This window comes from Priestia sp. 179-F W1.4 NHS (genome assembly GCF_045369295.1).
Lineage (GTDB): Bacteria > Bacillota > Bacilli > Bacillales > Bacillaceae_H > Priestia > Priestia zanthoxyli.
In genome coordinates, this window is the sequence record NZ_JBIQFF010000003.1 from 40,786 (window position 1) to 62,872 (window position 22,087).

A 22,087-nucleotide genomic window follows, 5' to 3' on the forward strand; every position below is an offset into this window, starting at 1 on the left:
GCGTAAACAGTAAAACGTGTCGGTTGGTTAAGAAAAACATCCACAAAAATGGGATTCGTTATTACATAAAATCAGACCTCTGTTTTTATAAAAATAAATAGAATTTGAGAAAAGGAGAATGAGGATGAACATATTGGATGCAAAAGTAGTGAATACAAAGTACGGTTTAGAAACATATCTGGATGTATCAGAAAGCGTAGAAATAAAAGAAATTCATATGCCAAGTTCAGAGAGCCAATCTCACAAAATTAAATTTGGAATCAAGTATTTTCTTTTAAGAGAAGGAAAGTATTACGATAGCCAAAAAGGTTATTTTTGGCTTTGTATGAATCACGATTTTAGCAGCCTTATGCTGAGTGAAACGGAAACAGAGAGTTTGTTTGCAGTTAAAAGTGAAGAAGAAAGAGAAGCAACAAAAACGCTATTAGCAGAATGGTTTATCCAAACAAATGCGTACAAAGAAGTCATCAACGAATGTATCCATCAGATTAAAACGGAGAATATTCGTACAGAAGAAGACATTGAAGACCGAGTGGACGCCATACAATTTTTAGAAAAATTAAAGGTATTAACTGCAAAAGAGATTGAAAACGCTTCTATAGAAAATCTATATGCCCTTCAGCAAATTGGCTAGGCGGTAGTTCACGCAAGTTGAGATGCAGATTGATGTACAACAATAAGGAGGAATAGTGAGATGAAATTTTTTATTGATACAGCAAACCTTGAGGATATTAAGAAAGCATATAAAGTTGGTGTTCTAGCAGGTGTAACAACCAATCCATCTTTAGTAGCAAAAGAAGGCGTAAGATTTGAAGACCGCATCGAAGAAATTCTTCAAATGGTACCGGAGGTTGAATCCGTTTCCGCTGAGGTAACGCCTGACGCACTTTCTGCTGAAGACATGATCGCTCAAGCTGAAGAACTGATTAAAATTAACGATGGAGATAAAAACATTACGATTAAGCTGCCTATGACATTAGCTGGCTTGGAAGCGACGCGCTACCTTGCAAAAAAAGGCGTAAAAACAAATGTAACCCTAATCTTTACAGTAAACCAAGCGCTTTTAGCAGCTCGTGCTGGAGCGACGTATGTTTCTCCATTTTTAGGACGTCTTGATGATATTTCAGAAGACGGAGTACAGCTGGTATCTAAAATTGCTGAGTTATTCCGCGTTCAAAACATCGACTCTCAAATTATCGCCGCATCTGTAAGACACCCGGATCATGTAACGCGCGTAGCACTTGCAGGGGCTCATATTGCCACAATTCCATACGCTGTTATTGAGCAATTAGCAAAACACCCGTTAACTGACCAAGGAATGGAAAAATTTGCAGCAGATTGGGAAAAAGCAGTTAAAGCTTAACAAAAAGTCATATCAATAAAAAAAGCTTGGGATAAGCATAGCTTATTCCAAGCTTTTTTTCGTTTAACTCGCTAATTTCTTTTTACGTAGACGCTCTAAGCGGCGCTGCACGCTATTTCTTGAACGCCCGAGCAGCTGTCCAATTTCTCGCTGATTGCGCTTTTCCTGATAAAACATACGCCACAATCTAGCATCTTCTTCTGCTGTCCACTTTTTATGCTCATATTTAGGACGCTTGACATAGTCTAGTTTTCTTTGTTCATCCACCCACGCTGGTTCTGGAATAAGCGTATTTTTAGATATTTTAAAAAAATTAAGGCACGATTTATTTTGTTCAGCCCACTTCCAAAAAGATTGAATGTCAATTCCCATGAATGTTCTAGTCTTGGCGATGATCATCTTATACGGTAGATTCTCTTTATGAATCCACTTATAAATTGTATGAACATCTACTTCAAGGCAGGCTGCTAGTTCACACGCTGTAATATGTCCTACGTGCGCTTTCGCTCCATACACTTCTAAACGACTTAACCTCGATTCTAGTGCCTGCACACTTCGCTGCAATTTCGCTGATATGCGCGAAAGGGGTTTTATTCCGTAATACCTTAGCAAATATTCGTCTTCTTGTACGGTCCATCTTCGCATCGATGTTTTTCGTGTTAGTCCCAAAACTTTTATGCGTGTAGCAATAGAAGAAGGGCTTCTGCCTAAGGAGTGTGCCATTTTACGGTTATTCATGGTATCAATGTTCTCCTGTAAAAAAGCATCTTGTTTCGGCGTCCACTTTTTACGTAAAGCTGTATCTGAAGCTCGAAGATTTAATCGAGTAAGCCGTTTATTAACCGATTCCTTACTTCTATGTAAATGCTCACTCATCTTTTGAAGCGTCATAACGCCATAGTGTTGGATAAGAAATCTATCTTCTTCTTGTGTCCATCGCTTTTGATTTTTACTCACTGTTGTCTCACTCCAATTCAAACGAAAAGCTCAAGATGAAAAAGTTGCTAGCAATCTATTTTACCGATGAGCAGTACCCATCCAGACTGATACTCACTGCGTTCTAGCCTATGTATATTTTATCATATTTCTACAGAAAAACCAAACATGTGTTCTGTTTTTTTGTTTTAGTAAGCATTAAAGGAAGGAGAAGATTATCTCCTTCCTTTAATAGAAGTCAATTGTGATAAAATTGACTAGAAACGCAAGGATTTTCACATAACTGACAGCTCAGCATCATTACGTTGAGAAAGGGGAATGAGCATGAATTTTAATTTAAAAGAAGCGACCCAAATACTTGAGCGTACGCCTAAGACGCTTGAAAAACTTTTGTCGGGTCTATCTGCAGGGTGGCTGCAATGTAATGAAGGAGAAGGAACTTGGAGTACCTCGGAAGTAATAGAACATTTAATAGAAGCAGAAAAAAACAATTGGATACCAAGGCTAAAATTCATCCTTCAAGAAGGAAAAGGAGGAGCTTTCCCTCCATTTGATCGCTATGCTCATTTACACAAGGAATCTACTAGTTCTATTGAAGAAAAGCTTCTTGAATTCAACATGATAAGAATGCAGAATTTACAACAACTAAAGCTGTTAATTAAGCCTGAAAAGCATCTTGAAGTGAGAGGAGAACACCCGGAGTTTGGGGAAGTAAAAGTCAGAGAATTGCTCTCGACTTGGGTTGCTCACGATTTAACGCATATTGCCCAAATTGTTCGAGTAATGGCAGAACGATACAGAGAAGATGTAGGACCTTGGGAAGAATACTTAGGAATACTAAAGAAATAGCAATGACAAACAGTAGCCAGCCTTTATCATTCAAGCTTGAATTAGGAAATGTACACGATTACAATAAAATGAGAATAATGAAGATTCAGGAAGGATTGCAGAGGGAACTATAAGAACATATCCCATGTGTATAACATGTAGGGTCCGTTAAGCAATTTACGAATAAAAAGAGGATTGGACTGATTAAAAATGAAAGTGAATTTTGAGAAATTTGGCGAACTAAACAATCAAGCTGTACATGCTTATACCTTATTAAATGATGAAGGGCTTAAAATCACCTGCCTTGACTATGGATGTGTGATATCAAATATTGAAATGCCGGATTCTGAAGGGAAGATTGAAAGTGTTGTCTTGGGATTTGATTCAATAGAACAATACCAAAAGTATTCTCCTTATTTCGGAGCTGTGGTAGGACGCGTAGCAGGACGTATAGGGGGAGCGGAGTTTCAGCTTAATGATGAAACCTATCGTCTAGAGAAAAATGAAGGAAATAACCATTTGCATGGCGGTTCAGAAGGGTTTAGCCACAAAATATGGCATGCAAAAACAATCGAGGCAAGTGATCACGTAGGTGTTGAATTTACATATGTAAGTAAAGATGGAGAAGAAGGGTACCCTGGCAATCTTGAAGTGAAAGTTACGTATACGTTGACTAATAAAAATGAGTTTCATATCTCTTACGAAGGAACAACAGATCAAGACACTCTTATCAATTTAACAAACCATACGTATTTCAATTTAAGCGGAAATCTAAAGGAAACGGTCTTAGATCATGTTTTAAAGCTGAAAAGTAACGAATTCTTAGAGCTGAATGATGATCTTTTACCTACTGGAGAAACGATAAGTGTCACAGATACCCCATTTGATTTTAGAGAAGGACATAGCCTCAAGGAAGGAGTGGAATCTACACATCCGCAAAATGTATTAGTTGGTAAAGGATACGATCATCCATTTCTTTTAGAAGCAGAAACTGAAAACCAGATGTCATTATTTGATCCAGCAAGCGGCCGCAAAATAGAAGTCAAAACGGATCAGCCTTCAGTTGTTCTCTATACGGGAAATCATCTAGACGAAGAATTTGAAATTAGAGGGGTTCACTCAGAGAAATACCTCGGTGTTTGCTTGGAAACACAAGGTTTACCAGACGCTATTCATCATAAGCAATTTCCTTCTTGTGTATTAAAGCCTGGTGAGAAATATGAAGCATCTACTCACTATACATTTATAACTGATCGCAGCCTGTAACAAAACGGAATGATAAAAAGGATTGCAACCGAGCCTCTGCCGATTGTAATCCTTTTTTATTCTTACTTTTTCTTTTGGCTTTTTGCACGATTAGCGTCAAGTTCAGCCGCATATTCTTCTTGAGACTTTCCTTGCTTTTGACTCTCAGACTGAATCTTTTTAAATTTGTTATCGTTTAAATTTGGCATATTAGCACCTCCTTGTAGACAGGGTTATTTTGTACAAACATTAAGGATTTATATGCTAAAAAGTTTTAATGAACTTGATTAGAAATTTCGCTTAATGCTGCGCCGGCTTCATCAACATATACGTTCACTGTCGCAAGGTCGCCGATTGCACAGATTCCAACCATATTATTATTCTCCACTACAATAATGCGGCGAATTTGATGATCGGCCATCATACGTGCACATTCATGAATATCCGTATCTGGAGAACAAGTAATCACATCTTTAGTCATACAATCATGGCAATGCACAGTGTTGCAATCTTTTCCATCTGCCACGCAGTTTAACACGATATCACGGTCTGTGATCATTCCCATTACTCGATTTTCTTGACACACTGGCACAGAGCCGCAATTAATATCACGCATTAATTTTGCTGCAGCTGTTACTGGGTCGTGCGGTGCACAAGCTTTCACATCTTTAGTCATAACTTCACGTACTGTAGTCATTTTTAATTCCTCCTTTTAAACATTCACCTCCGTATTTTCTCCATGCACATGCAGAATATGAGAATCAATAATTTCCTGAAAGCAAAAAATCTTGTAATAAAAGACGAATAAAAGAACGAACGCAGTGTAATAAACACATAAAAAAGAGCCTATTACACAAACTAAAGAGAATATGATTTAGCTTACATTTTCGTAACGGCAGGAGTTGGGTACATAATGAAAGGAAAGTTAACGCTTTTGGCAGTACTTTTATTGCCTTGGCTGTCTATAATAAAAGTTGATAAATTTGTCTTTAAAAGATACCTACCTGTTTTGACATTTAGTTCATTAGTTATTGCTTTTATCAGTGAGTTATCTAAAAGCTTTACATGGTGGAAAGTGAGGAAACCTCTTTTCCCTAAACTTTCAAGCGACGTTTCTTTTATATTTGGACCGTTTTTTATAGCTAATTTTTGGGCATTCAAGCTGACCTATGGGAATTTCAAAAAATATTTGTTAATTAACATCCTATTTGACTATCTATTTGCTTATCCCTTGACCAGTTTGGCAGAAAAATTAAAGGTATACAAAATGGTCAACATGACGCGGTTTCAACTTTTTGTGATCTCGATTGCCACTGCTTTTATTAATTATTTATATCAGTATTTCATAGAAGATGTAATAAGGCAAAGAAGGCAATAGCTGATAGTTCGTTAACGAGCTCACCGGCATTTAAGTGTCGCTTACTGCCAATTGTAGATGGTATTGAAGGCCTTCAAGTGTAGTACATAAATACTTAGCAGAGATCCTAAAAGTCCAATAAATAACGGAATAACAAAAAGAGAAGCGTGACGGAGAAGGTAAACCTCTTTCACGCTTCTCCGCTCTATTACGTACATAACCTTTATTTGTACACCGTCATGGGCAAGTATGTTAAAGATTGACCCGTAGCTGAAGCTGTTAAATGCGGTTCTAATTCAAAATCTTCAAATGGTTCGATATGAGAAAAGACCTCTAAAAATGCTTCTAAGATAATTGTCATTTCAAGTCGGGCAAGAGGGGCGCCCAAACAAAAATGAGGTCCGTTTCCGAACGTTAAGTGCTTTTTATTATTTGGACGATGAATGTCTACAGAAAAAGGGTTTTCAAACATATTTTCATCCATATTACATGCACTCATCCACGCAATAACGACATCTCCTTTTTTTAGCTTAACGCCTAATAGCTCGTTATCTTGTTTAACCGTGCGATCTCGTCTGGAGATATGAAACCGATATCGAAGCATTTCTTCTACTGCTTTTGGAGCTAATTCTCTATTGCTTCTCAGCTCGCTGTATAACGACTTGTCGTCATATAAAAAAGAATAAAACATATTTGCAATGGCGTGACTTGTGGTTTCAACTCCTGCACCTAAAAGCAGCATGGTAGCGTGCACAATTTCTTCATCTGTGAATGTTTCACCGTCAACTTCCGCTTGAATTAAGTCTGAAATAATATCATCAGAAAGGTTGGAGCGCTTTTCAACGACAATCGGGTAGAGATATTGAAAATATTCAGCTCCTGCACGTTGCTTTTCTTGTTCAATCTCTTTTAATCTTTCCTGGTCATAAGGCTGAAAAAGAATATCTACCCACTTTTTGAACTGATATCGGTCTTTTACCGGTACGCCGAATAAATCTGCTATAACTAAACTAGGAAAAGGAGAAGATAAATCTTCAACAATATTAATAGTTGAATTCTTTTGTATCTCTTCTACAAGGTCTGCTGCAATTTGTTTGATTCGCGGCTCCCAGTTCTTTAAACTGCGAGGAGTAAAGGCGGCAGCAAGCAAAGATCGCGCTTTCCGGTGGTCAGGAGGATCTAAGTTTGTAAGGTTGGTGATTGGAGATGTGCTTTTTTTCTTGCTATTATCTCCAACAAAAATAGTAGTTCTTTGTCCATCGCTTGAAAAAAATTCGTAGTTGCTCAAGACTTGTTTAACATGTTCGTATTGGAATACATTCCATGTGTTTGTTTCTTCATGAAAATAAACGGGGGAGTTGTTCAACATTTCTTTATACCATTGTATAGGGAAAAACTCTTCTGCACGTGATTGAAATTTTGGAATTTCTGTCACGGGAATGACTTCTTTGTTCATATGATCTTATTCCTCCTTCAAAATAGGTATAGATGTGGACTTTACTAGCTACATAGCGCTCAGTAGTTGTCACTTGCTAGATAAATAGTTACTTTGGGGAATTAACATATACTATTAGTACGTTTTTATACTACATGTATAAAAATATACTAATAGTATATAATTATTTTTACTTGGTTATCAAGGAAAAAGGATAAAATTCAAGTAGGAAAAGGCAGATAAGTTATACTAAATAAAAAGTAAATTGTAAACAGAGGAGTAACAGCAATGAATCAAAAACAGCTCGATATTTTAGGGCATACGCACCAGCTTTTTATGGAAAAAGGATACGTAGACACTTCGGTACAAGATATATTAGAAAGAAGCGGGATTTCAAAAGGAACATTTTATAAATATTTCTCATCTAAAAGCGAACTGCTTCTCTCATTACTTTCGTCTCTGCAAGAATCGCTTATTCTACAAAGAGAAAAAGTAGCCATTGAATATAGAGGGGATAATCAGAAGGGATTTCAAGAACAGCTGATCTTTATGCTGAACTTTGCAGAGCAAAACAAAATTCCTGAAATGATTGAAAGTACACTCGTTTTAAATGAAGTTAAAACATTTCATTATATAGAGGAATTAAAAGCTGCAACATTCAACTGGATATATGAACGTTTTCAGCAGATTTTTCCGTCTAAGACTTCTCCTTATTTATTTGATGGAGCTGTGCTGCTAGAAGGAATGCTTAACAATATGTTTAAAATGAACAAAGCGCTGGACTATCCATTACCTATTGAACAAATTGTCCGTTATTGCATGAAGCGTACAGAGGAAATCATAATCGAAGTAGCAGAACAAAAAGAACAGTTATTTAACCCTTCCGTTTACTCTGCGATATTTAATAAGAAAACAGAAAGTCATTTTTCGACAGATCTGACGCGTGTAACTGCGAAGTTAAAACGGGTGATTGAAAATAAACTAACAAATGAAGAGGAACGAAAGAGAAGTCTAGAATTTGTTACGTTTATATCGGATGAATTACTGCAAAATGATAAGGAGCCTCGCACGTTTATCATTCAGAGCTCTCTTTTATCGCTAGAGAAAATCAATACTCTCGCACAGACCAAAGAGCTAGAGGAATATAAGGAAGTCGTGACTCTCTTAACAAAAAATGATTGATTGGATGTTTCAGCAAGTAAAGCAAACAAACTAGTAAGAAATAAAGCTCCATACTTCATTACTCCCAAAAAGCTCTTCCAGTTAATAAGAACTGGAAGAGCTTTTTTACTTTTATCGGAATCTACGCGCTAGGAGAAAGATATTTCACACCACATTTAACCAAATATGTGACGAAATTATGGTAAAGCCATTTAAACTAAATAAAAATCGCTTCAAGTGTGAGAAATATCACACCTTTTAAACATACAACATGATAATTTTTTAGGAGTAAGCAATATGTCATGACAAACTTCAATATGTTAGGAGGTTTTTAGCTCTTTGATCTGTTGAGATGCATCTCTAATATGAACGTTTATATACCATTATTATGTACAGAGATTTAAAGGAAGGGAGCCTGAGCTGAGGTGAGAAAGCAAAAATCAATGCATATTGGCAAGTTAATCATTCTCTCCGTATTCATCACAATTTTTTTAGCAGGCTGTGATAGTCGTTATTTGATTTTAAATCCACAGGGGGCGGTAGCTCAAAAAGAATACCAGTTAATTATTTTTTCCATAATTTTATGCGCAATTGTCGTTATTCCTGTTTTAGGTCTGCTTGTGTATATCGTTTTACGCTACCGTGATAAGCCTGGAAACAAGGCTCCGTATCGACCAGATTGGGACGATAGCAAGCGTCTTGAATTTATTTGGTGGGGCATCCCCATTATTATTATTGGCATTTTAGGTTTCGCTACGGCCAAGACGACTTATGAATTAGTAGATCCGCCGAAAAAAGATGTAAAGCCGCTAACGATTGAAGTAACGTCTCTTGATTGGAAATGGTTATTCCAATATCCGGATCAAGATATTGCGACAGTCAACTATGTCGAAATTCCAAAGAATGTGCCCGTTCAATTCGTGCTAACGTCAGATGCACCTATGAATTCCTTTTGGGTACCCCAGCTAGGAGGACAATTATATACAATGCCGGGAATGGCCATGGGGCTTTGGCTACAAGCTAATCACAAGGGAGAATATTTTGGTTCAGGTGCTAATTTTACGGGTGAAGGGTTCGCTCATATGAACTTTAAAGTTAAATCTACATCGACAAAAGAATTTAATCAGTGGGTAAGGCAAGTAAAAGAAACAGCACCAGCTTTAACAAAAGCTGATTATAACAGTCTCGCAAAACAAGGTCTTTCTTTAGAGAAATCGTATTCTACCATTCCTAAAGGTTTGTTCCAAGAAACTGTCATTAAAAACGGTGGTCAATATTATAGTCAGCATCACCATATGAAAAATGAAGACATGAAGACAATGAATGTGGCTTCTGATGAACAAGCACATACACAGCACGAGCACCAGGAAGGAGGAAACTAAGTTGTTAGACAAATTAAAAGATTTTTCATCTCATTTTTTTGTGACAGGGGAGCCAATGATTTACGGAGCCGATGTCGCCATATTGTTAACACTAGCCGGTATTATTTTTATTCTTACGTATCTTAAAAAGTGGAAGTGGCTATGGCGTGAGTGCCTCACAACGGTGGATCATAAAAAAATTGGAATCATGTATATGCTCTCTTCATTGTTAATGCTGTTTCGAGGCGGAGTAGATGCATTATTGATGCGTATGCAGCTAGCATTTCCTCAGTGGCATTTTCTAGATTCTAATCATTACAACGAAATTTTCACTACGCACGGAACCATTATGATTCTATTTATGGCAATGCCGCTTATGTTTGCTTTCTTTAATATTGTTGTACCTCTTCAAATTGGAGCAAGAGATGTCGCCTATCCTTTTTTAAACGCGGTAAGCTTTTGGCTATTTTTCTTTGGCGCCATGCTTTTCAATTTGTCGTTTGTAATCGGAGGATCGCCAGATGCAGGGTGGTTGAGTTATCCGCCGCTTTCTGGCATGCAGTTCAGTCCTGGACCAGGTCAAGATTTTTATATTTGGGGCATTCAAATATCAGGTATTGGCAGCTTGGCTTCTGGAATTAATTTTATTATGACCATTTTAAAAATGCGTGCTCCTGGCATGAAACTTATGCATATGCCGCTATTCACGTGGTCTGTTCTAGCAAGCTGTATTATTATCATTTTCGCGTTTCCTGTATTAACCGTAACGCTTGCTTTATTGTTTATCGACCGCTTCTTTGACGGACACTTGTTTACCATGACCGGCGGTGGAAATCCGATGATGTACATTAACTTAATTTGGATGTGGGGACATCCTGAAGTGTATATTGTTGTGCTTCCGGCATTCGGCATTTTTTCTGAAATTGTTGCAACGTTTTCTCAAAAGAAGATATTTGGCTATAAATCTATGGTTTTTTCAATGATGATTATTAGCGTTCTATCGTATTTCACGTGGGTGCATCATTTCTTTACGATGGGTGCAGGTGCTAATGTAAATGTATTTTTTGCTATTACCACGATGGCCATCGGGATTCCAACGGGTGTTAAAGTGTTCAACTGGTTATTTACAATGTTCCGCGGCCGTATTCAAATGACCCAGCCGATGCTATGGACAATTGCTTTTATCCCGTGCTTTGTTGTGGGAGGAGCAACGGGTGTTATGCTTTCAGCAGCTCCCGCAGACTATCAGTATCATAATAGCTACTTTTTAGTTGCACACTTTCACCAAGTGTTAATCGGAGGCGTTGTATTCGGCTTCTTTGCAGGTTTGTACTATTGGTGGCCAAAAATGTTTGGCTTTAAACTAAATGACCGTCTTGGCAAATGGGCATTTTGGACGTGGAATATTGGTTTTTATGTATGCTTCATGCCTCAATATGCACTAGGGTTTATGGGAATGACGCGCCGTATTTATACGTACGATTTTGACATGGGGTGGGGACCGCTGAACGTTATCTCTACAGTGGGAGCCTTCTTTATGGGCATAGGGTTTATCTTTCAAGCATGGCAGATTCTTCATGGCATTAAGTACGGAGAACGAGATGTAACAGGAGATCCATGGAATGGACGTACATTAGAATGGTCCATCCCTTCACCTCCGCCGCACTACAATTTTGCAGTGATTCCAACAGTAACGGGGCAAGATGCGTGGTGGACGATAAAAGAAGAAAGAAAAAAGAAAAAAGCGAAGGAAACAGCGGCTTTTTCTCCAATTCATATGCCTAAGAATTCAGGTATTCCATTTATCATGTCGATTTTCTGGTTCATTGCTGGTTTTGGCTTAACGTTCCACTGGGTATGGGTGGCGATATTCGGTTTGACAGGAGTAGGAGCTTGTTTACTAGCTCGTTCTTTTCAATACAACTCGGACTATTATATTCCCGTGGATGAAATTCAACATACAGAAGATTCAGTAGGGAGGGTCGGATAACATGGCATATGCGACAGCGCACCACGAAGAACATCATCATGAACATGATGAAGAAATCAAAGTTATGGGTTTTTGGCTTTTCCTCGTAACGGACTGCATCTTATTTGGAGCATTATTTGCTACGTATGCCGTTCTTGTTAATCATACTGCGGGAGGCCTTACGGGAAAGGAATTTTTTGAAGTTCCAGGATTTGTTTCTGAAACGTTTATCTTATTAACGAGCAGCTTTACGAGCGGATTGGCTGTATTAAGCATGCACAAAGGAAAAATAAAGCCTTTAATTGGCTGGCTAATCGTAACTCTGCTTTTAGGTATATGCTTTGTTGGCCTTGAAATTCATGAATTTCAAACTATGGTTCACGAAGGAGCAACCATTTCTACGAGCGCATTTTTTACGGCTTTCTACACGCTGGTTAGTACGCACGGGCTGCACGTCTCTGTCGGAATCATTTGGATGATTTCAATTACAATCCAGTTAAAACGATACGGAATTACCTCTATAACAAAACGAAAAGTGACGATTATCAGCTTATACTGGCATTTTCTTGATGCTGTCTGGATCTTCCTTTATACGGTTGTATATTTAATGGGGGTGATGTAGATGGAGAACCACGGGTCGTTAAAAGCTTATACAACCGGATTTATTTTCTCAATTATTTTAACCGTTATTCCTCTGCTGCTGGTATTAAACCACGTACTTGCTAAAAATATATTACTAGCTAGCATTCTAGGAATGGCCGTGCTTCAATTTTTCGTTCAATTGTTTTTCTTTATGCATATTAAAGACGGAGAGAAGCCTCGTTATAATGTGATGGCTTTAATACTTGGAATCGTTTTTGTTATTACGATTGTAGCAGGATCTGTTTGGATAATGACTTTTAACTCTCAAGTTCAATAAAAATGGAGCCGTGTACGATGTGCGCGGCTCCATTTTTTATTAATTTCTATAACTTGTGATAAAAATCACATACTTTCGCTTGCGCAAGAAGTACAATAAAAGTGTAGCAAAGAAAGTTCTTTATAAATGAATGTTAAAGGAGAGATTATGATGAATATGGCTTATCGTAACATCCTCGTAGCAGTAGACGGTTCTGTAGAAGCGGAGTGGGCATTCAAAAAAGCAGTTAACAGTGCGAAAAAAAATAACGCTCATTTGATAATTTGTCACGTTATCGATATACAGGCGTTAAGTCCATCACCTTATGCATTTTATACGGATACACGCTTTCAAGATGCAGAGAAATTTGCTGAAGAACTTTTAACCAACTATAGTAACCTAGCCATTAAGGCTGGAGTAACGAAAGTCGAGACCTTAATTGAACACGGTTCTCCTAAAACAAAAATATCTAAAAAAATTGCTCCCGATAAGCACGTTGATTTAATTGTATGCGGTGCAACCGGGTTAAACGCGGTAGAGCGTATCTTAATCGGAAGTGTATCTCAGCATATTTTACGCTATGCCAAATGTGATGTGTTAATCGTTCGCACCCCTAAAGAAGCTGAAGAGGAATCAAAGCCTTTACAAGTAGAACTAACAGAGTAGCAGACACAGACGAGAAATAAAACTTGTTGTGCACAGCAAAATACAAAGCTCTCACCATTTCATTTATTTAAAGAGTGGGGGGAAACGTATTTTAGTTAAAAGAAGATCCGAACAAGGAGTCAAGGTTCTCAAGAGAGAACGTGACTCGTTCGGATTTTTTTATTGTGATGGTGAATGTAGTTTTCATGTATCCAGCTGTTGATTGAAGGGGAATGGCAGAAAGAAAGGTGAGGATAGTAGAGCACATCAAACATGTTTATGAAAGAAGAAGAGGGGAAGAACAAGCATATAGAAAACTTTTCCTTAGTTGGTTAAGGTTGATTTATAAAGGAGTGACGAATATGTCAAAGTTAAATAATCCATTAACTCAATATTTCCATGAAGACTATCCAAAGCAGTATCAAGAACCGCCTGGTGTACAAAAAGAAATGAACGTCATCCCAGACTGCGGGGAGAACAGTTACATAGGTGCAGGTAAATTAAAAGGCAGAAAAGCTCTTGTAACAGGTGGGGATTCAGGTATTGGCCGAGCAGCAGCTATCGCTTATGCAAGAGAAGGAGCGGACGTTGCGCTTAATTACTTGCCACAAGAGCAAACTGATGCAGAAGAAGTAAAAAAGCTTATTGAGGCAGAAGGCAGAAAAGCAGTACTCATACCTGGTGATGTAGGCGAAGAATCTTTTTGCAAGGAGCTAGTAGAAAAAGCTTATAAAGAATTAGATGGATTAGACGTTTTAGCGCTCGTAGCAGGTAAACAGCAGGCAGTAGAAGATCTTGCTGATTTAGAAACGGATCAGCTGCGCAAAACCTTTGAAGTAAATGTATTCTCTTTATATTGGACCGTAAAAGCAGCGCTGCCTTATTTACCGGCAGGTGCTTCTATTATTACCACAAGTTCTGTACAAGGCTATAGCCCAAGTCCTAATTTATTAGATTATGCAGCTACAAAGTTTGCCATTAACGGATTCACTCGCGGACTAGCCAAGCAATTAGCTCCAAAAGGTGTTCGCGTTAACTCCGTTGCTCCAGGACCTATCTGGACGCCGCTTCAAATTTCTGGAGGGCAGCCAAGCGACGCTATTCCAGGCTTTGGACAAGATACACCTTTGCAGCGTGCTGGTCAGCCGGTAGAGTTAGCAAATGTATACGTATTTTTAGCTTCAACGGATGCAAGCTACGTAACAGCTCAAGTTTACGGAATTACAGGCGGAATAGAACTAGCTTAAACCAAAAAACACGTGCAGTTCATAACTGCACGTGTTTTTTGGTTTTATCGTCTTTTACCTTTTAAAGTTTGTACACAAATGTAGCTAAGCGTAGCGAATAAAGCTGTAATAAACGCCGAGTGAGACAGTGTAGCAAAGACATTTAAACGAGACATGACAACAAAGATACCGCTAAATATTTGAGCAAAGGTTAAAGCAACTGCAATGATGGACGCGTAGTAAATATCACGGCGAGTTTCTTTATACTGTTTGATAGCAGATACCATAATCCAAATGATAAGAACAAACAGCACAAGAGCAGCAAATCGGTGGGCAAAGTGAATGCCTGTTGTTCCTGATAGCTTTGGAATAAGAGTGTTGCCATAACAAGCTGGAAAGCTTGTACACGCTAAGCTTGCACCTTTGTGACGCACATATGCACCTAAATAAATATCGCAGTAGGTAAATATAAGCGTAAACCATGCGAGCCATCTAAATTTGCCTGTAACGGCTCCTTTAATAAAATGATCCGAACGGTCCTTTTGAATAACAAATATTGAAAGTGAAAATACACCGGTAAACGCAATAAGCGAAAGACCGAAATGCAAGGCTAGCGCCTCAGCTGACTGAGGCCAGATAACGGCAGAAGCCCCGAGCAACGACTCGATAACGATAAATGCAATACTCATGATCGCTAAAATTTTCACTTCACGGTTTCTGCGATAACGAATCCAAGCCCAAATAGAAAATGCTAAAACAAGAAGACCTGCAAATGCGGTAATCAAACGATGCGTATATTCAATCATTGTTGCTACTGCGTATTCGGGTATTAACTGCCCGTTACACAATGGCCACTCGTTTCCGCACCCTAATCCAGATCCTGTGGTTGTGACCAGACTGCCGGCAATCATTAAAATAAACATAACAATCGTTGTAAATATAGCTGTTATTTTAAATAAATTTCTCATACGTTGACTCCCTTTGTTGAGTTACTAATTATGACTATAGATTTGATGAATACGATAGTCAAGTAGTAGAGCGTAATTAACAAATAACTGTCACAAACTCGCACATGTTTTCCTTGAATTTGATGTCAGAAAAGCTTTCTTCACTAAGCTTTGTAATGGTTTTTTCCTTTTAAACAATGTAAATATGCTTTCATACATAAGATATAAAAAATTATATTAGTGATTTTATACAATTTGCAAAAAAAACTTTAGAGAGAATGGAGATACAATCATATTCCAAAAGTGATAATATAAATATAAATCAAACGATGTTATAAAACCTATCATTTTATGTTAGATATAAAATAAACTTTTTTATCACGGAGAAACTTTATTGAAAGGAGAGATAACGATGAGCTTAGAAGCTTTAAATAAAAGAGTAGAAACCGATCTTTCTTACCTTTCTTTCAGGAAACCAACAGAAGTACAGCCAATTATCCCTAAAAGTGGACACGTATACGATGTAATCATTATTGGAGGAGGTCAAAGCGGTTTAGGAACGGCTTTTGGCTTGCTGCGAGAACGCGTGTCAAATATTCTTGTTATTGATGAAAACCGTTCGGGTTTAGAAGGTCCGTGGGAAACGTATGCACGAATGATTACGCTGAGAACGCCCAAAAACTTAACATCTATCGATTTAGGAATTCCTTCACTGACGTTTCAAGCGTGGTGGGAAGCACAATTTGGCTCAGAGGGCTGGGAAGCTCTTGACAAAATTCCAAGAGGAGACTGGATGAATTATTTACGCTGGTACCGGAGTATTCTTAACCTTCCTGTGGCAAATGAAATAAAATTAACGTTAATTGAGCCGACGGAAACAGGTATTCATCGCTTGCATATTGAAGGAAATGGAGCTGCATGTCCTACACTGATGGCACGTAAAGTTATACTAGCTACAGGAATTCAAGGAGGAGGAGAGTGGCATGTCCCGCCTATGATTTCTGAAAAATTGCCGCCTCATCTTTATTCTCATACTTCACAAACGATTGATTTTACTACGTTAAAGAACAAAAAAGTAGCTGTTTTAGGAGGAGGAGCTTCGGCGTTTGATAACGCCAACTATGCGCTTTCCGAAGGAGTTGCTGAAGCTCATGTATTTGTTCGACGAAAAGAACTTCCGCGTATTAATCCAATCAGACAAATGGAAGCTTCAGGAATGATTGAGCGTTTCCATGCTCTGTCAGATGCTGAAAAATATGAAGTGATGGCTCATTTTTTCGAATACAATCAGCCGCCTACGAATGATACATTTGGACGCGCTTCCTCATGGCCAGGTTTTCATTTGCACGTACATGCACCGTGGCTCGATGTCGAGAAAAAACACGACAAAGCAGTTGTAACCACTCCTCAGGGAACGTTTACGTTTGACTATTTAATTATTAGCACCGGACTTCTAACAGATCCGGCTCTGCGTCCAGAGTTGCAACTTGTTGAAAAACACATCGCTCGCTGGAACGATCATTACAAAGCACCGCATGAAATTGCCAACCCAGTATTGGATGCCCATCCTTACCTTAGTAACGGCTTTGCTTTTTTAAGTCGTAATAGGGAAGGTCAAAAAATGGTATATGGCCTTTTTGCTTTTAATTATTCCGCTTTAATTAGCTGTGGAATTTCTGCATCCGCTCTTTCAGGGCTAAAATATGCGATACCAAAGCTCGTCTCAGAAGTCGCCAATCAGCTTTTTATTGATAATCGCCATGAGAATTTAACTAATTTCTTTGACTATGATGAGCCTGAATTTATCGGCAGCTGGTCAAAAGACGCTAATCAAGTGAAAACAACATAATAAAACTACATTTTTAACAATGAAAAAGGTGAAGCATATGGAGCCGATCTCTAAAAAGAAGATAGCTACTTTGTATACTCAAATTAGCCAAGAAATTTTTAATGTAGGCGTGAATACTCAAAAAATAGATATTATTGATAATAAAATTCTTATACTAGCTCAATCAAAAAGAATGCCAGCGCTAGACGCCCTCAGTGAAGAATATAAAGAATTAGTGATGTCTCTTGATGCGGCTTTGTCGACTAAATATAAAAAAATGCTAAAGCAAAAAGTGGAGCTATTATTCGATATCCAGGTCACTTCTTTATTTAGAGATTATGATCCTGCTACTGAGAATTCTTGTACGGTTATTTGTTTTAAATAACTTCTATATATAAATAGCAAAACGTTCGATGAAATCGTTTGTTTTGCAAAAAACGTAAAAGACGGATGCTTATCTTCTGTTTACAGAAGCAAAGAGCCGTGAAGATAGAAGGGTTTCCTTCTGTTTTCACGGTTCTTTTTATACATATTTTCATAAAAAAGGAGTGGGGAAATGACTGAATATACACTTGTTGATAAAGCGGCTGTAAAAACTAGTTGAAAAAATCCAATCGATTATTAAAGGAGTGAAAAGCAAGTGGCGATGAATGAAAAAATGGAAACTCAGCATATGGAACTAACAAAAAAATCAGCACCTAATCCTTCATGGGTAGATAAGCTGTTTCATTTAACAGAACGTAAAACAGATGTAAAAACAGAAATTCTTGCGGGAATTACGACTTTTGTGACGATGAGCTATATTATCTTTGTTAATCCGACGATTTTAGCAGATGCAGGCATTCCAAAAGAAGCGGCAATTGCGGCAACAATTTTTGCCACTGTTTTTGCAACTCTTTTGTTTGCACTGTGGGCGAACATGCCTATTGCAGTAGCACCAGGGATGGGGCTAAACGCTTTTTTTACATATACAGTGGTATTGGGTGAAGGGTTAACATGGCAAACAGGTTTAGGAGCCGTGTTTATTTCAGGGGTTGTATTTTTTATTTTAACCATAACAGGCTTACGCAGGAAGATTATTGAAGGGATACCCGCTATTTTAAAAAGTGCTATTTCCGTTGGAATCGGTCTATTTATCGCTTTTATCGGTTTTAAACAAGCAGGAATTATTGTAAGCAACAAAGAAAATTTAGTAGCCCTTGGTCAGCTTACAAAACCGGGCCCATTCCTTGCTTTATTAGGTTTTATCGCGGTAACTGTATTAACTGCTCGAAAAATTAAAGGAGCTGCCCTGATTAGCATTTTGCTAGTATCAATTGCCGGGATGGCGCTGGGCATAGTAGAAGCACCTAAAAGCATCAGCAGCGTTGTGTCATTTTCAATGCCGAGCATGTCAGAAACTTTTTTACAAATGGATATTAAATCAGCTCTTCATTACGGTCTTTTTTCTATTATTTTTTCATTTACGCTTGTGGAGCTATTTGATAATTTAGGATCGATGATTGGATTATCTAAAAAAGCTGGATTAATGGATGAAAAAGGGGAAATTAAAGGGTTAGATAAAGCGCTTATGGCAGATTCTCTTGCGACAGTAGCCAGTGCTGCTATGGGATCTACCGCAATGAACGCGTATGTAGAAAACGCGGCAGGAATTGCAGAAGGAGGCAAAACGGGTCTTAAAGCACTGGTTGTTGCCATGCTGTTTTTAGTCAGTATTTTGTTCACTCCATTGATCAGCATTATTCCTGCTTTTGCTACAGCGCCTATTTTAATTATGGTTGGAGCTCTCATGTTAACGGAAATCAAAAACATCCCTTTAGATGAGATAACAGATGCTGTACCTGCTTTTTGCACTATTATTTTGATGCCGTTAACGTTTAGTATCGGCGAAGGCTTAGCGCTAGGGTTTTTATCTTATACGTTCGTTAAATTGTTAGCCGGCAAGGCGAAAGAAATCCACTGGATTATGTACATCATTAGCGCCGCTTTTATTATCAACTTCATCTGGGCTGCCTGAGCGCATATATCTAGAGCAAAAAAGACTTCTCAGCTGAGAAGTCTTTTTTACTGATCGTGTAGATTTTAATCTCTCTCCCTTACAGAAATAAAAGATAGCGAAGGAAGATATATAACGTTGAAATTAAAAGAGATACGAGCGTGATTGGAGCTCCAATTTTCAAAAAGTCCATAAACGAAAATTTATGTCCTTTTTTAACAGCCATACCAGCTACAATGACGTTGGCAGACGCTCCAATTAACGTACCGTTTCCTCCCAAACACGCTCCTAGAGCCAGTGACCACCATAGTACACTGATTTGAGCAGAATCAGGGCTCATTCCCATTCCATGAGCCATATCTTGAATAAGTGGAATCATTGTAGCAACAAAAGGAATATTGTCAATAACAGCTGAGGCAATTCCGCTAATCCATAAAATGAGGTAAGCTGACAGTGCGATATTTCCGTCTGTAACGTTTAACGCACCAGCAGCCAGCTTTTTAATGATGCCTACATCGATTAAGCCTCCGACAAGAACAAACAAACCTGCAAAGAAAATAATGGTTGTCCATTCCACAGAATCAAACGCGCTTTCTACTTCATCATGAGTTCTTAATCCGATTACTAGTAGCACAGCTGCACCTGTAATAGCTACCATAGCAGCATCGATATGTAAAACGGAATGCAGGGTAAAACCTAGAATCGTTAATACTAATACCGTTAACGATTTTTTCATTAAAACGGAATCTTGAATATAATCTTTTTCATTTAAACTCATTAACTCTTGCTTTTTACTATCTTCTACTTTTAACTTTTTACGATAGATAAGAACAAGAATCCCCAGCGTAACAACACCGATAATCAGCACTGCAGGAGTTAAATTTAATAAAAAAGCATTAAAATCAAGGTGAGGATTCGCTGCCCCAATCATGATATTAGGCGGGTCGCCTATTAAAGTTGCCGTTCCTCCAATATTTGAAAACAGCACTTCTGATATAAGAAACGGAAAAGGATTAATGTTTAAAATAGTAGTAATCGAAAATGTAACCGGAACAATTAACAACACCGTTGTTACATTGTCTAAAAAAGCTGATCCGACGCCTGTTAAAATCGATAAAATAACTAGAATTCGAACCGGATCACCTTTAGCAATTTTAGCAGACTTGATGGCTGCGTATTGAAACACGCCTGTTTTATTTGTGATGCCGACTAAAATCATCATACCCATAAGCAGGACAATTGTTTCCCACTGAATGTGTTCGGTAATAGCATTATTAAAATCGACAATACCTAACAAAATCATCAATATAGCACCTAAAAGAGCTGCTGAAGCGCGATTGATCTTCTCAGTCATAATCAAAAAATATGTAATGATAAATATAATAATGGCTGCGTATACATGAAAACTTGTAATGTGTTGAATTGCATTGTGCATAACAGTAACCTGGCGATATGTCATCTAGTGACGAGAACTTTGGATGTTGTCCAGGTTTTCACCTCATCTTTCATCGTTTAATTTACATCCAACTTTACGGTGAAACTTCTATAAAATCCGCTTTCCTTTAACCAACCTCCTTTAAAAGCTTTGGTGTTCTTTAAAATGAAGACGAGTCCTTCAGCATTATATCATATTTACATAAAAGCTTTCTTGCTAATTATTCATGTGATTTTCAACCCACACGCTTATTATGCACCTTAAATTCAGTTTACATAATTGATTCCTCTAATATCGGACAAAGTTAGACAAAGTTGGAACAGTGTCCAATTTTGTCTAACTTTGTGAGAACAAATAAAACAATGGATTGCTAAGATAAAGCGGTTTTCATATTGGCACGGTACTTGCAAGAGTAATTAAGTGAAGTTTGATAATCAAATGAGGAGGCTTACCATAATGAAAACTGCTCAAAATAAAACAGAAAAGCTTACGAAAGAAAAAGCCAGCTGGATGTATCAGAAAATGGTAGAAATTCGAAAGTTTGAAGATGAAGTACATCAAATTTTTGCAAAAGGTGTACTGCCTGGTTTTGTTCATCTGTATGCAGGTGAAGAAGCGATAGCGGTTGGAATGTGCGCTCACCTTAATGACAGTGACAGTATTACGAGCACTCATCGTGGACACGGTCATTGTATTGCTAAAGGCGGCGATTTAGATGGAATGATGGCTGAACTATTTGGGAAGGTAACCGGGTTAGGCAAAGGAAAAGGTGGATCTATGCATATCGCGGATTTAGATAAAGGAATTTTAGGAGCAAATGGAATTGTAGGAGGAGGATTTCCGCTTGCATGTGGTTCTGCTTTAACTGCTAAGTATAAAAAGACAAAAGATGTAAGCGTTTGCTTTTTCGGAGACGGAGCGGGCAATGAAGGAACGTTTCATGAAGGAATTAACTTAGCAGCCATTTGGAAACTGCCTGTTGTTTTTGTTGCTGAGAATAATGGCTACGGAGAGGCAACTCCCTTTTCTTATGCTTCAAGCTGCAGCACGATTGCAGACCGTGCCGCATCTTACAATATTCCAGGCGTACGAGTGGATGGAAAAGACGTGATGGCTGTTTATGAAGCTGCTGCTGAAGCGATTCAACGAGCTCGCAGAGGGGAAGGCCCAACGTTAATTGAATGTGTAACGTATCGAAATTACGGGCATTTCGAAGGCGACGCACAAACGTATAAATCAGGCAGTGAAAAGAAAGAACATCTTCAGGAAAAAGATGCGATTGCTCTTTTTGAAAACTATTTGCTTTCAGAACAAGTAGTAACAGAAAAAGAGCTTAGAGATATTGAAAGTGACGTAGAAAGAGCAGTAAAACGCGCAGTTGAGCTAGCAGAAACAAGCGATTATCCTGATGCTTCCGAACTATTAACAGATGTTTATGTATCTTACTAATTAAAGGG

General features: G+C 38.1%; 22 protein-coding genes. 16 read left to right on the plus strand and 6 right to left on the minus strand.

Annotated features, from left to right (window positions below; genetic code table 11):
* The first annotated feature begins 124 nt into the window (after positions 1–124).
* Both ACH0CI_RS15460 and fsa read left to right on the plus strand, forming a co-directional pair.
* Positions 125–634 carry a hypothetical protein gene (locus tag ACH0CI_RS15460; RefSeq protein ID WP_406901801.1) on the plus strand — a complete coding sequence of 170 codons (510 nt, stop codon included), beginning with the start codon at positions 125–127 and terminating at the stop codon, positions 632–634.
* 60 nt (positions 635–694) lie between these two features.
* A complete protein-coding gene (gene fsa, locus ACH0CI_RS15465; protein ID WP_013082751.1) occupies positions 695–1,363 on the plus strand; it encodes a fructose-6-phosphate aldolase in 669 nt (222 codons plus the stop codon).
* Between the two features lie 63 nt (positions 1,364–1,426).
* On the opposite strand, the gene ACH0CI_RS15470 is transcribed toward fsa, so the two are convergent.
* Positions 1,427–2,320 carry a sigma-70 RNA polymerase sigma factor region 4 domain-containing protein gene (locus ACH0CI_RS15470; RefSeq protein WP_406901802.1) on the minus strand — a complete coding sequence of 298 codons (894 nt, stop codon included), beginning with the start codon at positions 2,318–2,320 and terminating at the stop codon, positions 1,427–1,429.
* 303 nt (positions 2,321–2,623) lie between these two features.
* On the opposite strand from ACH0CI_RS15470, the gene ACH0CI_RS15475 reads away from it, so the two are divergent.
* Positions 2,624–3,148: a DinB family protein gene (locus ACH0CI_RS15475; protein WP_406901803.1), complete on the plus strand. Its 525-nt coding sequence runs from the start codon at positions 2,624–2,626 to the stop codon at positions 3,146–3,148.
* 189 nt (positions 3,149–3,337) lie between these two features.
* Positions 3,338–4,393 carry an aldose epimerase family protein gene (locus ACH0CI_RS15480; RefSeq protein ID WP_406901804.1) on the plus strand — a complete coding sequence of 352 codons (1,056 nt, stop codon included), beginning with the start codon at positions 3,338–3,340 and terminating at the stop codon, positions 4,391–4,393.
* A 62-nt stretch (positions 4,394–4,455) separates the two neighbouring features.
* On the opposite strand, the gene ACH0CI_RS15485 is transcribed toward ACH0CI_RS15480, so the two are convergent.
* Together ACH0CI_RS15485 and ACH0CI_RS15490 are read right to left on the minus strand one after the other, a co-directional pair.
* A complete protein-coding gene (locus tag ACH0CI_RS15485; protein WP_013056562.1) occupies positions 4,456–4,581 on the minus strand; it encodes a hypothetical protein in 126 nt (41 codons plus the stop codon).
* A gap of 65 nt (positions 4,582–4,646) precedes the next feature.
* On the minus strand, positions 4,647–5,069 hold the full coding sequence (locus tag ACH0CI_RS15490; RefSeq protein ID WP_013056563.1) for a CBS domain-containing protein: 423 nt from the start codon (positions 5,067–5,069) through the stop codon (positions 4,647–4,649).
* 216 nt (positions 5,070–5,285) lie between these two features.
* Between ACH0CI_RS15490 and ACH0CI_RS15495 the strand changes: the two genes are divergently transcribed.
* On the plus strand, positions 5,286–5,750 hold the full coding sequence (locus tag ACH0CI_RS15495; protein ID WP_335707922.1) for a hypothetical protein: 465 nt from the start codon (positions 5,286–5,288) through the stop codon (positions 5,748–5,750).
* 202 nt (positions 5,751–5,952) lie between these two features.
* Here ACH0CI_RS15495 and ACH0CI_RS15500 read toward each other — a convergent pair whose 3' ends face one another.
* Positions 5,953–7,185: a cytochrome P450 gene (locus tag ACH0CI_RS15500; protein ID WP_335707923.1), complete on the minus strand. Its 1,233-nt coding sequence runs from the start codon at positions 7,183–7,185 to the stop codon at positions 5,953–5,955.
* Positions 7,186–7,452: 267 nt separating this feature from the next.
* On the opposite strand from ACH0CI_RS15500, the gene ACH0CI_RS15505 reads away from it, so the two are divergent.
* From ACH0CI_RS15505 to ACH0CI_RS15535, 7 genes are all read left to right on the plus strand, one after another.
* Complete coding sequence (locus ACH0CI_RS15505; RefSeq protein ID WP_406901805.1) at positions 7,453–8,346, plus strand: TetR/AcrR family transcriptional regulator; 894 nt, start codon at positions 7,453–7,455, stop codon at positions 8,344–8,346.
* Positions 8,347–8,768: 422 nt separating this feature from the next.
* Complete coding sequence (locus ACH0CI_RS15510; protein ID WP_221833694.1) at positions 8,769–9,707, plus strand: cytochrome c oxidase subunit II; 939 nt, start codon at positions 8,769–8,771, stop codon at positions 9,705–9,707.
* A gap of 1 nt (position 9,708) precedes the next feature.
* Complete coding sequence (locus ACH0CI_RS15515; protein ID WP_406901806.1) at positions 9,709–11,676, plus strand: cbb3-type cytochrome c oxidase subunit I; 1,968 nt, start codon at positions 9,709–9,711, stop codon at positions 11,674–11,676.
* A 1-nt stretch (position 11,677) separates the two neighbouring features.
* The gene (gene cyoC, locus ACH0CI_RS15520; protein ID WP_335707926.1) at positions 11,678–12,277 is read left to right on the plus strand and encodes a cytochrome o ubiquinol oxidase subunit III; all 600 of its coding nucleotides are present in this window, start codon (positions 11,678–11,680) and stop codon (positions 12,275–12,277) included.
* Complete coding sequence (cyoD, locus tag ACH0CI_RS15525; protein ID WP_028413717.1) at positions 12,278–12,574, plus strand: cytochrome o ubiquinol oxidase subunit IV; 297 nt, start codon at positions 12,278–12,280, stop codon at positions 12,572–12,574.
* 150 nt (positions 12,575–12,724) lie between these two features.
* Entirely contained in the window at positions 12,725–13,219 is a 495-nt protein-coding gene (locus ACH0CI_RS15530) for a universal stress protein (protein ID WP_026106550.1), read from the plus strand.
* 341 nt (positions 13,220–13,560) lie between these two features.
* Entirely contained in the window at positions 13,561–14,445 is an 885-nt protein-coding gene (locus ACH0CI_RS15535; protein ID WP_406901807.1) for an SDR family oxidoreductase, read from the plus strand.
* Positions 14,446–14,489: 44 nt separating this feature from the next.
* Here the strand turns inward: ACH0CI_RS15535 and ACH0CI_RS15540 are convergent, their stop codons facing one another.
* Positions 14,490–15,392, minus strand: coding sequence for a COX15/CtaA family protein (locus ACH0CI_RS15540; RefSeq protein WP_406901808.1), 903 nt, complete (start codon positions 15,390–15,392; stop codon positions 14,490–14,492).
* 391 nt (positions 15,393–15,783) lie between these two features.
* Between ACH0CI_RS15540 and ACH0CI_RS15545 the strand changes: the two genes are divergently transcribed.
* The 3 genes from ACH0CI_RS15545 (at position 15,784) to ACH0CI_RS15555 (ending at position 19,216) form a co-directional block, all read left to right on the plus strand.
* Positions 15,784–17,220, plus strand: coding sequence for an NAD(P)-binding domain-containing protein (locus tag ACH0CI_RS15545; RefSeq protein WP_406901810.1), 1,437 nt, complete (start codon positions 15,784–15,786; stop codon positions 17,218–17,220).
* A 37-nt stretch (positions 17,221–17,257) separates the two neighbouring features.
* On the plus strand, positions 17,258–17,584 hold the full coding sequence (locus tag ACH0CI_RS15550; RefSeq protein ID WP_014460548.1) for a Na-translocating system protein MpsC family protein: 327 nt from the start codon (positions 17,258–17,260) through the stop codon (positions 17,582–17,584).
* A gap of 255 nt (positions 17,585–17,839) precedes the next feature.
* Positions 17,840–19,216 (plus strand): NCS2 family permease, encoded by a 1,377-nt coding sequence (locus ACH0CI_RS15555; protein WP_406901812.1) that lies wholly within the window; start codon positions 17,840–17,842, stop codon positions 19,214–19,216.
* A 79-nt stretch (positions 19,217–19,295) separates the two neighbouring features.
* On the opposite strand, the gene ACH0CI_RS15560 is transcribed toward ACH0CI_RS15555, so the two are convergent.
* Positions 19,296–20,630, minus strand: a complete 1,335-nt coding sequence (locus ACH0CI_RS15560; RefSeq protein ID WP_209151511.1) for an ArsB/NhaD family transporter — start codon at positions 20,628–20,630, stop codon at positions 19,296–19,298.
* A 456-nt stretch (positions 20,631–21,086) separates the two neighbouring features.
* Here ACH0CI_RS15560 and ACH0CI_RS15565 point away from each other — a divergent pair, with 456 nt between their 5' ends.
* Entirely contained in the window at positions 21,087–22,079 is a 993-nt protein-coding gene (locus ACH0CI_RS15565; RefSeq protein WP_406901814.1) for a thiamine pyrophosphate-dependent dehydrogenase E1 component subunit alpha, read from the plus strand.
* Positions 22,080–22,087: the final 8 nt, after the last annotated feature.